This is a genomic window from Rubritalea tangerina, from assembly GCF_042683245.1.
Classification (GTDB): Bacteria; Verrucomicrobiota; Verrucomicrobiia; order Verrucomicrobiales; family Akkermansiaceae; genus Rubritalea; species Rubritalea tangerina.
On the sequence record NZ_JBHUJB010000035.1, the window covers coordinates 197,632 to 211,940 of the forward strand.

Consider the following 14,309-nt stretch of genomic DNA (forward strand, 5'->3'; position numbering starts at 1 on the left):
GGTGAGAAATAGAGATAATTACTTAGGGTTGTACCAAATGGGGGAGGTGTAAGCGCGCTCCTGATCAACTAACTTAGCCTCCTTCGGCAACTCTGCACCCAGACGCACCTTGTCGTATAAAACCCAACGGGGTGTCGGAATTTCTAACACACGTACATAGTAAAATGCAGGCTCAGTCGCATCGAAATCCGGATCGCTCCAAACTGCTCCAAGCTCAGGAGCCCCGATCGTATTCTGCCAAGTAGCCGTCTCCACATCCACCGTATTTCCTACCGGTGTTTTGCAGCTGCCATTCTCAATCTTTCTGCCATCAGACACCGCCACATCATATACTTTCTCATGCAACTTATCGTCTTTATCTAACCAGCCTTTGATCACCTGAACTCTGTCCAAATTGGCACTCTGTGCATCACGCACTGCTGAGATCATAAAAGTGGGAGCCTTTCCTGAACCAGCTTTAAGATCACCACCCATCGGCACCCCTCTCATGTAGCCTGCACGTGCAGCCTGAGGACTAAAGAGATCCTTCTCCGTAAAATCCCATCCACCAAAGAAACGTACTTTCATTCTAGGCCCTGTCGTGCCGTAGGTTTCCTTGCGAACCAGTGCATCAAATAACGCCTCGCGTGTGTTTTCTTCAGCCCAGATCCCTGTGTATCCCGATGCCACTAATGTGTGACCCGCAAATTTTCCTAACTTCGACTCCACAAAAGGATGGCTCACCCTTGTTTTAGAGGGCTCTGCAGAAGCTGACTTTCCAAAAAAGTTGTCCTCGTCTCCAGTTGCCAACGAGGTATGGCTGTCTGTAGCTCCTCCAAATCCAAATTTATAAGGGTTAGTGCCCAGCTTCCTCTCTAACAGTAAACCTTGTTTCAGTGCTTCTCGTGCATACTCACCCTTCAACATCTCGGGCTTCTTCAACTGAGTTAAATCAAGGTTACCCACGTCCCAGTTCTCGTAATCAGCAAAAGGATCGTCCGGTGATAAGTATGGGTGCGATTCCCCATCTCCCTTGATTTGCGTGATCTCATACTGCGGCTCCCACTTCGCACGCAGCTTCACATAATTCTCATCCACTTTTCCTCCTGAATAGGTGTCCTCAGTTGGAAACATCCAGCCGTTAGAAAGGTTGCCATTGTGGGCCAAGGAGAGCGCCTTGCCCCCTGTCTTCTTCTCATACTCTTCTAACCATTTATAAAGGTGAAGCGGGTCCGTGCTCCCCATCGGTTTCTGAGTTGTCGGCGGAACGACCTGCATCGCCTTATCCCCATTGTCTCTCAAAATAACATTCCGGTGAAGATTGAATCCCTTGGGAACTGAGGTCCACTCGAAACCAATAAACGCAGTAAACTTCCCCGGATCATTGTGCGCTTCAGCACCATCTACAATTTCCTTCCACACTGCCGCAAATTCCTTGGAACCCGGACTGTACGCCTTCAGTAAAGCCGGCGGTAATGTCTCCTGTGAAAAGTTGGTGATTAAATCAAATGCTGCCGTCGCCGCAGCTTCCCCACCCTTCTTGTACCCCTCATACCATTCCTTCCCCTTCTTATCCGCTAAAATGTGCTCCTCTCCAGCTTGAAAATCAGGCGCAAACCCCATCAAGTCCGTGTGGTCCGTCACCACCAACCAATCCAACGGACGCGCTAACCTCACCGCTATCCCTGTCGCTGATGTGATTTCCTCCCCCTTCGCAAACCGATAGGCCTCATCCACCCCCAACGTGTTACCAAACATCCCCGCATCTAATGATAAGCGCGTGTGCAAATGCGTGTCCCCCCAATAAACATTCTGTGGGTACGTCTCCCCTACATAGGGCGAAAACTTCACCGACGATTTTGTCTCAGTCTCAGCAAATGCCGATGATAGCCCTACCATTGAGACCACTGTGTATCTTGAAATGCGCTTCATATGAAAAATCTCTTACATTATTTTTGTTAGAATACCAACTAACAAAGCACCCCATCAAATACTACATCTCATACAGCCCCGTCAAGGTTCCATGCTTTCTAGTACTCTCATCCTCCCCCTCATCGCATTCCTCGCTCCGTGAAACCTCAACTCATTAGCTAACAAACCCTAATAAATCGGCTAGGCGGTGTGGACAAAATAGTTTGCCGCAAGGCAACTGACCTCATATCACCCTATCTAAAAACGGGCAGTGAAGCAACTTGTCCACACCGCCTAGCAAAAGAACAAGAATGGTGTCACCGAAGAATGAACGTAATACCCCCTCTCCTTTGGCCATTACTATAATTGCAATGATCAAAACCAGCCTCACCCTCCTCAGTCTCATCTCCAGCGCACTACTCACCTATGCCGAGAAACCCCTAAACTTTGTCCTCATCAACATCGATGACATGGGCTGCCGTGATCTTGCCTGCTTCGGCAGTACCTTCTATGAAACTCCCCACCTAGATGCCTTTGCTCAGAGAGCTCTTAAGTGTGATCAAGCTTATGCAGCCTGTGCTGTCTGTTCACCATCGCGAGCTTCGATCATGACCGGGCGTTACCCAACACGCCTCGGAATAACCAACTTCATCTCCTACATGGAAGTGAGCAAAAAGATTAAAAATGGTACCCCGCTCAATACCCAAAAAGGAAAATTCTCACAGGGCTCCAAAAAGAAACTCAGCTGCCCACTCAACGTAGAAGAACTGCCACTCGCTGAAATCACCATTCCTGAAATGCTTAAGCCTGCTGGCTATATCAGCGCTCATATTGGTAAATGGCATCTAGGCCACCGTGGCCATTTCCCCCAAGATCAAGGCTTTGATGTCAACTTTGCCGGCTGCGGCCTCGGAGCACCAGGGTCCTACTTCTCCCCCTACTCCAGCAAGTCCCGCCCCACCCCTGCACACCTCAAACTTAAAGAAAAAGGAGAATACCTCACCGACCGTGAAACCGAAGAAGCCATCGATTTTATCAGCACAAATCAAAACAAACCCTTCTTCCTCTACCTCTCACACTACGCCGTCCATAGCCCTAACATGGGAAAACCAGAACTGGTCGCAAAATATAAAAATAAAAATGCGACCGGTCCGCAGAAAAATGCCGTCTATGCCGCCATGGTCGAATCCGTCGACCAAAACTTCGGCAAACTCTTCCAACACCTAGAAAACCTCAACCTCCTCGACCGAACCGTCATCATTTTCACCTCAGACAACGGCGGCCAAAGCGCCACCAAACAATCTCCAATCAGAGGTAAAAAAGGCATGCCCTATGAGGGAGGAATCAGAGTGCCTCAGCTTATCTATTGGCCCGGACTTACCAAACCAGGCAGCACCACTGACACCCCAATCAATCATATCGACATTTTTCCTACCATTGCCGAAGCCGCCGGTATCACCCCCGGTCACCCTATCGATGGCGAATCACTCATTCCCATGCTGCGAGACGGTACACCCCTCCAGCGCGAGGCCCTCTTCTGGCACTTCCCACACTACCATGCTAGCCCACCATACACGGTTGTTAGATCCGGTAATTTCAAACTCATCCACTACTACGAAAAAGGCAACTCTGAGCTCTACGACCTCTCAAAAGACCCCTACGAGAAATCAAATATCTCCACCCAATTGCCCGAGAAAACACAGGCACTCAAAAAACTCATGCACAATCACCTTAACGAACTCGACGGCCAAATCCCTCGACCATATCAACCCTAACACCCACGACTCAACTGCCAACGCAGCGAGGGGCCCAATCAGCCTCAAAGCACGAAATTTGCTTACATAGATTGGTGATTTTTCATCTCATTTTCTTCCTGTTCGCACTGTGAAGTAAAATGTCCACATCGCCTGAAATTCCTATACCCCCCTCTAACTCCTTATACCATTGATCGAAACGGAGTGGACGAATGGTCGGAATGAGCTTGCAGAATATCAAGGCGGAGTGAAGGCCTCCCGCACGCGCGGGACAACTGAATGACAACGATGACATTCTGTAAGATAATCCGATTTACTCTAAAATAGCGTAGCGCAAACTTCACAAGACTCAACCAAACTCCATTCGTCTATTCCGAGTCGAAAGATGGTATTAGCTTCTCTCCCCAGCTTAATGTCTCAAAGTCACACACCCCCGTGATAATGCTGGTCACTTCTATCACTTCATGACACACATGCAGCGTAACTCTCACTGAACCCTCTCATCTCACCAGTCCTAGGACATTCCGCTCATGGAGATCATTGATAACACCATTGTCATCGACACATTCCTTACCGTCACACTCGGCATCCTCGTTCTCTTTTTTGGAAAACGCCTCAATGCTGCGATTGGCTTCTTAAACAGATTCAGCATTCCGACCCCAGTCTCAGGCGGGCTTCTCATCTCCATCCTTATCACGCTCATCTACGCCCTCTCTGGCTTTGAAATAGAATTCAGCATGGCCGCTCGTGATACTTTACTCGTCTACTTCTTTACCACGATAGGGATCAATGCCAGCCTCAGCGACTTGCTCAAGGGCGGCAAGCCTCTCATCATTCTACTTGCCATCACTCTCTGCTATATGGTGGTTCAGAACCTTACCGGCGTCACCGTTGCTCAAGCAGTCGGTCTGTCCGGTCCAGAAGGACTTCTAGGAGGCACCGTCTCTCTCATTGGCGGACACGGTACGGCGATCGCCTGGGCTCCCAAAATTGCCGATGGCTATGGAGTCACTAATGCGATGGAAATGGGCATCGCCTGTGCCACATTCGGACTCATCCTAGCCAGTTTGATGGGCGGCCCCATTGCACATCACCTCGTTAAGAAACACAACCTTCAGTGTGATAACCAAGACGAAATCAATGTCGGCGTCCCATCTGAAGACCTCCAAGTCAAACAGTTCGACTACATGGACTTGCTCGACGCCGTCTTAGCCATTCACATCTGCATCCTCCTAGGCTACTTTGTTGACGAGGGCTTCCAAGCCATCGGCCTCGATTTGCCGTTCTTCGTAAGCTGTCTCTTCTCAGGCATCCTCCTTACCAATGCCGTACCAAAAAAATTGCCCCGTATCACCGGCACCGAATGGCCAGCAGGGAAACCCGCTATCGCAATGGTCGCTGACATGTCACTCGGCACCTTCCTCGCCATGTCACTAATGAGTATGCAACTCTGGACCCTTCTCGACCTAGCCGGCCCCATCTTCGCTATTCTCACCGCTCAATTTGTCATCGCCGTATTAGTCAACCTTTACATCCTCTTCCCAGCCATGGGGAAAAACTACGATGCAGCGGTCATTTGTGCCGGCTTTGGAGGCATCTCACTGGGCTCCACACCCACAGCCATGGCGAACATGTCCGCCGTCACCCAAAAGTATGGTGCTTCGCACCTCGCTTTCATCATTGTGCCGCTCGTATGCGCTTTCTTTATTGATCTGGCAAACGCCCTCCTGATTCCCTTCTTTCTTAACGCAGTCACGGGTGGGTAGGCCTCTCCCGGCTAGCTCCGAACCTTAAGATCGCTCCAGAAACACACACAGCACCCTGGCTTCCTCCTCAGTGGGGTTCTGAAGACAATGCGGAACCTCCGCATCAAAATAGATAGAATCCCCTGCGTGCATTTCATGCTCCCTCTCATCAATCCGTAAATGCACCGTGCCTTCTAACACCCTAAGAAATTCCTCACCCTCATGAGACATCGGCTGCTCACGTCCTCCCCCAGGAGGAATGCTTAATTCAAAAGGGTCCATCTTCCGGTTAGGGCGCGGATGCGCCAAATCAAAATAGGCAATCGAAGAATGCTCTGAATCGCGGTCCACCGCTTTACTCTCCCCCTTGCGCACCACTTTCGCCTCGGTCTTCTTATCTAATCCTTCAAATAGTTTCTCAAGTGGAATCTCCAATGCTGCCGCCACCTTGATGATCGTTGGCAAAGATGGTGTCACCCTGAAGTTCTCAACCTTTGAAAGCATCCCTTTGCCGATATCCGCGCGCTTGGCTAACTCGTCCAGTGTATAGCCTCGCTCCTTACGTGCAGACTTCACCCGTGTTGCTAATTCCACTAAATTGACCATGGTTTCTCAAAAAACTAGATAAAGTTTCCCAAAAGTCAACCGCATCAGACACTCCTCCTCCCGCTCTTCACCCATCAGCATCTTGTCCACAGAAAATATGTTTCCCAAAGAAAACATTTGATATCGAAAGAAAAACAAAATACGCCTAGTATCAGAAAAACACACCACTTACCTTTATGGACAAACTGCATCCTTACCTACTGACACTCCTTCTCGGTACATGCGTCTCAGCATCCGCCTCTCTATCTGAAAACCTTCTGGCATACTTCCCCCTGAACAACTCCTACGAGAACCAGCTGGATACGCCAAACCTAAGCTCAGCCACCGCCATCAACACTCCGAGCTTTGCAGCAGGCCTCATCGACCAATCCCTCGCACTCACAGGAGCTCAGAACCAACATATCCAGCTAGCCACAAGCTACGGTGCCAATTCCATGCTCGGCGAAAATTTCACCCTAAGTGCTTGGTACAACCTAAACTCCCCAATCACCTCAACCAACACCTCCAATCGCTACTTTGTATTCGAAGGTAAAGACAACTACGACATCTCCTACGGGATCCGCGATTCTGCACTTGCCCAAGCGGGCATAAACGACGGACAAGTATACTCCCAAGATAGCTCACAGCTCATCGCCGATGCCGCCCTCCCCGGCTGGCACCATGTACTCCAGCGCTACTCCAGTGCAGACGGACTCACCACCATCACCACCTTCATAGACGGTGTCCTATCCAGCACACTCACCCTTGATACTTCTAAACTCGCTGGAGATGCTATCAACTTCGGTGCCGCCCGCTCCTCAGTAAATAACCGTGGCTTCGATGGAAAAATCGATGAAATCGCCCTCTGGAACCGCTCACTCACTGACGAAGAATGCGCCACAGTCTTTGCGCTTGGACTCAATCAGCAAAACCTCATCCACTCGGGCTCCCCAGCCCCCGCTCCCACCATCGCGAGCTTCACTGCCACCCCAAGCACCCTAACTCTCGGTGAATCCACTACCCTCAACTGGAATGTCACCTCCGCAGACTCAGTCACCCTCGTCAATGGCCCCAACCAATCCCCACTCACAGGTACCTTCTCCGAAACCCTCACCGCTGAGAAAACCTACACCCTAGTCGCCATAAAGTCAGGCTCCTATAGCACCCAGCAGATCACGGTAAACATCATCGGCCCCACTGACCCTGTTGGCCCTTATGTCGGCACCATCAAACCCACCGAAGCATACTTCCTCTACAGCCCAGGCCAACAAGAAGAAACCCTCAGACTCAGCGCCCTCGACTCCCAAGGACAAGTCGCCGCAACGGATCAAAGCACCAGTCTCGCACAAAATGATTTCGTCGCAAAATTCCACCTCACCGGACTCAGCCCAAACTCCAATTACTCGTATAAAATCGAAAAAGTTAACGCGGATAATTCCACCACCCTCTACGCTGGTGGAGACGCCACACACCACTTCTCTACTACTAATCTCGCACGTAAAGGCCACGTCGTCACCGCCGCCTTTATCTCCTGTGCCAATGATACCTCAAATGGTGTCTGGAGCGAAATGGCAAACCATAACCTCGACCTCCTCTGCCTCTCCGGAGATACCCCCTATGTCGATACCGGTGACCTCACACTCATCCGCCAAAAACACCGCCACTTCCTCCAAGTCCCCACACTCGCCAGCCTAGGCAAAAACACCTCCACCGTTGGTACCTGGGACGACCATGACTTCGGTATCAATGGCGGCAATGGCCTCAATACTGCCGGCCGTAAAGTCAACACCCGCAGAGGCTTTGTCGAATACCGAGCCCATGACCAATACGGCCACGACAACCTTGGCATCTACCATAAAACTGACCTGGGTGCCATGGAAGTCTTCTTACTTGACCCTCGCTGGTTCTCACAAACCGAGGCTTCACCCGTAAATGCCTCACAATCCTCCTGCTTTGGTGCCACCCAGTGGCAATGGCTCCTAAACTCCATCCGCAACTCAAAAGCCCCTTTCAAAGTCATCCTCCAAGGCCAAATCTGGCAGGATAAAAAGAACTCTGAAACTGACGACATGTTCACGTACTGGGCAGAACGCGATGCCCTCTTCGATACCATCCGCGATGAGAAAATTCCAGGTGTCGTCCTCTTCGGTGGCGATATCCACGTCGCACGCTACCTCATGCATCCCCAACGCGTCGGCTATGACCTCCATGACTTCGTCATGTCCCCAGGCCACAAAAGCATCATCTCATCACTCAATGTCTATCATCCCTCACTCGAATGGTCGCGCGAAACGCAAAACCAATTCCTCACCATGCAGGCAGACACCACTAAAGAGGTCCCTGAGCTTACCGTCAAATACCTCGATCAAGAGGGCAATGTGAACCACCAAGTCACCCTCGCCTACGACCAACTGAGCCCTAAAGGCTCTGACGGGCTAGCCAACCAACTCCGGGCCTACTGGTCATTCGACCAAGACCTCTCAAATGCATCCCCACTCGGCCAACGACTCAATGCCTCCGCACATAACGGTGCACAGCGTATTGACGATCAAGGTATCCGTGGCGGAGCTCTCCAACTCGGCCGTAGCCAGAGCCAATACCTGAGCGTGCCGCGTAGCTTCCTCGATGACAACGCCCCAGCCTACACAGTCTCTGCCTGGTGTAAGCCCTCGACCCTCCCAGCCCACGGCAGCACCGATCGGTACTTCCTCCTCGAAAGTATGGTCAACAACCACACCGGTGACCTCCCAAGCAGCACACGAACACTAGGCAAGGCATCCACCACCGGCTACGCAATCTCTGTCGGTATCCAAGCCAGCTCCGACCCCACCAAAGTCAATGTCCAACTCCATACCGAAACACTCCTCCCCAGAGCCGTTGGATCCCAACAAGCACCAGGAACCACTTCCCACGGTGGCTTCGACTTCGATGTCGACCGCAACCTCTTCGACCAGTGGACACAACTCGCCATCAGCTTCGACTCCCAATCACTGCACCTCTACCTCAATGGCGCTCTCGCCAAATCCCACTCCCTCAACCTCACTGCCCCCATCGCGGAAACGGGAGGACTCATCATCGGCGGCCACCGCGCAGGAACTGGTAGAAACTTTGACGGCCTCATCGATGAAGTAGCCATCTGGAACCGCTCCCTCACGGCCGCGGAAATCCTCTCCCTCTACGGTGCCGGCGCCCCACCAGCAATCCCAACTAAAATCAGCCATTTGGACTCTGATGATGATGCCCTCCCAGATTGGTGGGAGGAGCTCTACGGCCTCGATAAAACCAATCCCTCCGATGCCCTCGCTGACCCAGATGCCGACCAGATGACCACACTCGAAGAATTCGGCTTTGGCCTCAACCCACTTCAAGGAAACACCCCACCTTCAATCAACCTCAGCCCCCAAATCCAACCCGACCAAAGTTTCCTAAAAGTAAACTATACCCGAAGCACCAAAGCCAAAGAATTCATCGAATTCCATTATGAAACCTCAAACTCACTGCAACCAAACTCATGGATAACTGAAACCAATGTCACCGAAACCATCACTCCACTCAACAATGACTTAGAACGTATCTCAGCAATCACCCCCACCCAATCCCCACCAAAAAATAAAGACTTCCTCCGAGTCAGACTCCGTAAAAAATCTCTCTAATCACAGCCCCATATTTTTTGCGCCCCTAAAGTTTCACAAAAGAAACCTTTACAGAATGACAAGAAACAAGATATCTGTGGATTAGATGTTTCACAAAAGAAACAAAACCAACCCCAAAACAAACCAAACACATGAAAAAAATGAAAACAATCACCGGCCTTTCTGCCCTCCTCGGAATGGCCAGCTCAGCCACAGCCGCCCTCACCTCGGGACTTGTCACATACTACGACTTCGAAGACCTCAATAACGACGCGAGCGCCTCAGGCCCTAACGCTACCATCGTCGGCACCGACGTCGCTGTCGGCCAAACTGGTGGTGCTGTTGGCAATGCCGCAACCTTTGCCGGAACCACCAATGACCGAATCTCCACCAGTGTCGGATTTGGCTCAGGAAACACACTCGGCGAAAGCTTCACTGTGGCAGCATGGTACAAACTCGATACCGATGCCACCAGCGCAGCAAGCCGCTTCTTCGTCTTCGAAGCTGAAAATAACTTTGATCTCTCCTACGGGCTTCGAAACCTCGATGCCGGACTCGCTGATGGCCAAACCTATGCCGGTTCCACGCCAAACAACCTCTTCACTGATGTCCACACCGCGGGCACCTGGCAACACGTCCTCATCACCTACACCGCAAATGCCGGCACCACCACTGTCGAAACCTATATCAACGGCTCCGCTCTCGATTCTATCACCGCTACGACCTCGACCATTTCTTCCACCGGTATCCACATCGGTAATGCAAGATCCAGCTCTGGCACCCGTGCCTTTGATGGCATGATCGATGAATTCGCCGCCTGGAACAGAGTGCTCGATAGCTCTGAAATTTCCCAAGTCTACCAAAATGGCGTCAACGGCCAAGCCGTCACCGCCATCCCTGAACCCTCAGTCACCACCCTCATCGGACTCGGTGGCCTCAGCCTCATCTTGCGCAGACGTCGCTAATCACTCTGTACAAAAAATACTACCACATGGTTGTGTCCCACCCAGCTCAACACGAGCTGGGTGGTAAACCACACCACTTCACTCCACTCTATCGTGCCAAGCCATTCCATTCCAGCTACCCTACTCCCCCAGTCCCATTCCATCGCCCCACCCCGACAGCGCATGGTATTCCAAGGACCTAACACCCCGCACACTCTCGATACTTTTCCCGAAAACATCCTCCTCCAAAATGGCCAAGTACTCGTCCGCATCCACTTAGCCACTATCTGCGGGTCTGACCTCCACACCTATGCAGGAAAACGTAACACCTTCCTCCCATCCGTGCTCGGACACGAAGCCGTAGGGGTCGTAGAAGCCGTTGCTGACCCCGGTCAACGTCACCTCCTCGGTAAACGCATCACTTGGACCCTCACCGACACCTGTGGATGCTGCAAACCCTGCACCGAATGGAATGTCCCACAAAAATGCGAAAGCCTCTTCAAGTACGGCCACGCCCCACTCGAAGACCAAGGTGGCCTCAATGGATGCTTCGCTACGCACATTCTCCTCAGAAAAGGTACCTACATCGAACCCCTGCCCGATACCTTACCGGATGAAGTCGTTGCCCCTGCCAATTGCGCCCTCGCTACCATGGTCGCCGTCACTGAACCTCTTCCCCCAAATACCCATTCCGTCCTCATTCAAGGTGCTGGCCTGCTAGGGATCTACGGCGCCACCCTCCTCAAAGCACGTGGCGTCTCACATATCACCGTCACCGATATCAACCAAGAACGCCTCGATTTCGTCGAAAAATTTGGATTCCAAACCCTCCATGCAAACCATCTCGCCACAAAAGCTGATTCCTCTTTCGATGCCGTGATCGAAGTTGCTGGTGTCTCTAACATACTCTCCGAAGGCATTCGCCTCCTCCGCCCCGGCGGCCACTACCTCTGGGCAGGAATGGTGCATGACCAAACCCCTCTCGATATCCTTGGAGTCGATATCGTCAAAGGCTGCTTCACCGTCATCGGTGTCCATAACTACACCGCCACTCACCTCTCCAAGGCCATTAAATTCCTAGAGAAACACCTCCACCAATACCCCTGGAGCACACTCGTCTCCCCACCCATGCCACTCTCTAACATCGATGCCGCATTCGCCCTCAGCCAACAACATATGTGGCACCGAGTCGCCGTGCGCCCAACGCACGCAGAAACCACTAACATCACCTAACTCAATCCAATAACGCTCCATGACTTGAGGTCATCCAACAATTCTGTCACCCTACTTTGAGTGACCTACCAACTACCAATAAGGTAAAATTGGAACCGCATTTTATGCGCCTAACAAGAAAAACACTATACACACTCAAACCTTATGCAAAACCAAACGCGAACCACTCAAGTTGGTAAATGGCTCAATCAACAACCGAAGCTTGTCTTCGTTCTCTATACCATGCTCGCAGCTTTCGCAGCCTATGCCAGCATGTATGCATTCCGCAAACCCTTCACCGCTACAGGCTATGAAGGCCTCTCAGCATTCACCCTCTTTGGCGTCACTTTTGGCTACAAATCTATCGCCGTCATCTCCCAGCTGCTGGGCTACATGAGCTCCAAATTCATTGGCATCAAAGTCGCCTCTGAAGCCACAATGAAAAAGCGGGTCCCCCTCGTCCTCGGCCTTATCCTCTTCGCCGAACTTATGCTCCTCGGCTTCGCACTCTGCCCGCGCCCATACAACCTCATCTTCCTCTTTCTCAATGGCCTCCCCCTAGGCATGGTCTGGTCACTCATCTTCGGCATCCTCGAAGGAAGACGCGTTACCGAATTCCTCGGCCTCGCCATGAGCATTAGTATCATCTTTTCCTCCGGTATCGTCAAAGCCGTCGGACGCTGGACGATGGATGGATTGGGAGTCGCAGAATTCTGGATGCCTGTCACCACTGGTGCCATCTTCATCCCTTTGCTCTTACTCGCTCTAACAATGCTCTACCACGTGCCCCCTCCCACCCCTGAAGATAGAAAAAATAGAACACTTCGGGAACCCATGAACCACCAAGAACGCAGGAAATTCGTGCGCACCTACCTCCTCGGAGTCGTCTGTCTTGTGTTTGGCTACCTCTGCCTCATGACCTACAGAGATATCAGGGACAGCTTCATGAATGACATTCTCAAAGAGCTCGGACACACCGTCACTGCAAGTGACTTTGCCGGTGTCGAAATAAAAGTAGGCCTCTTGGTCATCGTCTCCCTACTCATCTTTACCAAAGTCAAAAGCCACCGCTCAGCAGTATTCGCCAGCCTCAGCCTCATATCCATCGGCGCACTCACACTCGGCAGCGCCACTCTCCTCCTCCAACAAGGTATGTTGAGCCCCCTCGGCTTCTACCTCATGAATGGTGTGGGCCTCTACATGGCATTTGTCCCCTACCAAGTCATCCTCGTAGAACGGCTGCTTGCCTCCCTTCACACCGTCGCCACAGCTAGCTTCCTCATTGCCCTCGCAGACTCCTATGGATACCTATCTACAGTCAGCATCTACCTTCTCAGAGATATCCTCACCAAATATCTAGCGGTAAACATCCAATGGCTCACCATCTTAAATTATGCCAGCCTCACCGTCATGATCTTCGCCCCTCTTGCAGCCCTAACCATCGCTCTCTACTTCAATCCAAAGCTCAAAGCCTAGGCGCTGTGGTGTCAGGGTACTGCACATGGGAAAAGAACCACACTTCTTTTCCCTCCCCCTACTCATAGCTAATCTTCACGCCGTCGAGTCGTGGCTTCACTTGCGCACCAGAGGGAGCACTCAACTTGATCTCAAACTGCACCCCATAGCCAGCCGGTAAGCCCGATGCATCTACCTGCGCCGGCACCTTTACGATCTGCTTCGCAAAGCCTGGCTTGTGGTCGTAGCGTTCCTCGATCTCCTGCCACTCCGTCCATTGATCCGCTTTGCCATCATTGCTAGTATCCACTCCCACGCGCGCTTGCACCCCCTTGACCCACGGCCCAGGGCTCACAAAGTCCTGATTAAATTGAGTGATCAAATAAAACTGCCCCTCCGCAAAGCCAATGTCCGGATCAGGATGCCCCTGCCCAATGTGACTACAAAATTTAAATGGCTCATCCAAACTTGTCGACGTAAACCACGCCGCACTCATCCCCTTCCTTCCGGACTTATTCGCTGCAGGATCATAGTCCGCAAATAAATAATAGCGCTCGCCTACCAATATGCCCGCCCAATCACCAAATGCATCTTGCTTCGGCATGTGCTCTTCATACTTTAACTTGTCCGGCTGAAAAGGATGCTTGTACTCTAACACTTTACCCGTGGCCTTAGTCCGCAGGTCCACTGCCGGAGGAAGCACCTTCCACTCATGAATACCGTCGGGAGAAACCGCATGCCCCGCCAATGGCGAATCCCAAGCCTGCTTACTCGCATTCAGTGGTGACCAATCTTCATAAATAAAATGAAACTTCCCATCTGCCCCTCTAATCACCGCGTTGTCAGAACCATCTGATGGATCTTTAAACACCAAGCCATAATCTTTCCCCATCTTTCCATCCCTCAAATCCTCATCCACAATCAAATGCGGATCTTGGTCATTCGGGTTATCGTAATATAGGTAAAACTTCCCATCCTTATACTCCGCTGTCGTCATCCATCGCGAGGTATAGTTAGAGACTGGCCCGAATGGCACGGACTTAAGCGGTTTTTCGGTGTTTTAAAGTAGTCAGGAAAAGTCGGATAGGCTTG

9 protein-coding genes are annotated in these 14,309 nt (G+C 51.5%); 6 read left to right on the plus strand and 3 right to left on the minus strand.

Annotated features, from left to right (window positions below; translation table 11 throughout):
* Nucleotides 1-18 precede the first annotated feature (18 nt).
* Nucleotides 19-1,911 (minus strand): DUF3604 domain-containing protein, encoded by a 1,893-nt coding sequence (locus ACFSW8_RS09050; RefSeq protein WP_377087408.1) that lies wholly within the window; start codon nucleotides 1,909-1,911, stop codon nucleotides 19-21.
* 350 nt (nucleotides 1,912-2,261) lie between these two features.
* Between ACFSW8_RS09050 and ACFSW8_RS09055 the strand changes: the two genes are divergently transcribed.
* The gene (locus tag ACFSW8_RS09055) at nucleotides 2,262-3,665 is read left to right on the plus strand and encodes a sulfatase (protein ID WP_377091394.1); all 1,404 of its coding nucleotides are present in this window, start codon (nucleotides 2,262-2,264) and stop codon (nucleotides 3,663-3,665) included.
* A gap of 509 nt (nucleotides 3,666-4,174) precedes the next feature.
* Nucleotides 4,175-5,410 carry a sodium/glutamate symporter gene (gltS, locus tag ACFSW8_RS09060; protein ID WP_377087414.1) on the plus strand — a complete coding sequence of 412 codons (1,236 nt, stop codon included), beginning with the start codon at nucleotides 4,175-4,177 and terminating at the stop codon, nucleotides 5,408-5,410.
* A gap of 24 nt (nucleotides 5,411-5,434) precedes the next feature.
* Here gltS and ACFSW8_RS09065 read toward each other — a convergent pair whose 3' ends face one another.
* Nucleotides 5,435-5,995, minus strand: a complete 561-nt coding sequence (locus ACFSW8_RS09065; protein WP_377087416.1) for a helix-turn-helix domain-containing protein — start codon at nucleotides 5,993-5,995, stop codon at nucleotides 5,435-5,437.
* Nucleotides 5,996-6,171: 176 nt separating this feature from the next.
* Here ACFSW8_RS09065 and ACFSW8_RS09070 point away from each other — a divergent pair, with 176 nt between their 5' ends.
* The 4 genes from ACFSW8_RS09070 (at nucleotide 6,172) to ACFSW8_RS09085 (ending at nucleotide 13,238) form a co-directional block, all read left to right on the plus strand.
* Entirely contained in the window at nucleotides 6,172-9,627 is a 3,456-nt protein-coding gene (locus ACFSW8_RS09070) for a LamG-like jellyroll fold domain-containing protein (protein WP_377087417.1), read from the plus strand.
* A 131-nt stretch (nucleotides 9,628-9,758) separates the two neighbouring features.
* A complete protein-coding gene (locus ACFSW8_RS09075) occupies nucleotides 9,759-10,571 on the plus strand; it encodes a LamG-like jellyroll fold domain-containing protein (RefSeq protein WP_377087419.1) in 813 nt (270 codons plus the stop codon).
* A 162-nt stretch (nucleotides 10,572-10,733) separates the two neighbouring features.
* On the plus strand, nucleotides 10,734-11,783 hold the full coding sequence (locus ACFSW8_RS09080) for a zinc-binding dehydrogenase (protein WP_377087421.1): 1,050 nt from the start codon (nucleotides 10,734-10,736) through the stop codon (nucleotides 11,781-11,783).
* A 144-nt stretch (nucleotides 11,784-11,927) separates the two neighbouring features.
* Complete coding sequence (locus ACFSW8_RS09085; protein WP_377087424.1) at nucleotides 11,928-13,238, plus strand: DUF5690 family protein; 1,311 nt, start codon at nucleotides 11,928-11,930, stop codon at nucleotides 13,236-13,238.
* A gap of 58 nt (nucleotides 13,239-13,296) precedes the next feature.
* On the opposite strand, the gene ACFSW8_RS09090 is transcribed toward ACFSW8_RS09085, so the two are convergent.
* Nucleotides 13,297-14,253: a hypothetical protein gene (locus ACFSW8_RS09090; RefSeq protein WP_377087425.1), complete on the minus strand. Its 957-nt coding sequence runs from the start codon at nucleotides 14,251-14,253 to the stop codon at nucleotides 13,297-13,299.
* Nucleotides 14,254-14,309 lie beyond the last annotated feature (56 nt).

Bases quoted from the DNA above. Each gene is read 5' to 3' on its own strand.
- ACFSW8_RS09050 (WP_377087408.1), bottom strand. From the start codon at position 1,911: ATGAAGCGCATTTCAAGATACACAGTGGTCTCAATGGTAGGGCTATCA.
- ACFSW8_RS09055 (WP_377091394.1), top strand. From the start codon at position 2,262: ATGATCAAAACCAGCCTCACCCTCCTCAGTCTCATCTCCAGCGCACTA.
- gltS (WP_377087414.1), top strand. From the start codon at position 4,175: ATGGAGATCATTGATAACACCATTGTCATCGACACATTCCTTACCGTC.
- ACFSW8_RS09065 (WP_377087416.1), bottom strand. From the start codon at position 5,995: ATGGTCAATTTAGTGGAATTAGCAACACGGGTGAAGTCTGCACGTAAG.
- ACFSW8_RS09070 (WP_377087417.1), top strand. From the start codon at position 6,172: ATGGACAAACTGCATCCTTACCTACTGACACTCCTTCTCGGTACATGC.
- ACFSW8_RS09075 (WP_377087419.1), top strand. From the start codon at position 9,759: ATGAAAAAAATGAAAACAATCACCGGCCTTTCTGCCCTCCTCGGAATG.
- ACFSW8_RS09080 (WP_377087421.1), top strand. From the start codon at position 10,734: ATGGTATTCCAAGGACCTAACACCCCGCACACTCTCGATACTTTTCCC.
- ACFSW8_RS09085 (WP_377087424.1), top strand. From the start codon at position 11,928: ATGCAAAACCAAACGCGAACCACTCAAGTTGGTAAATGGCTCAATCAA.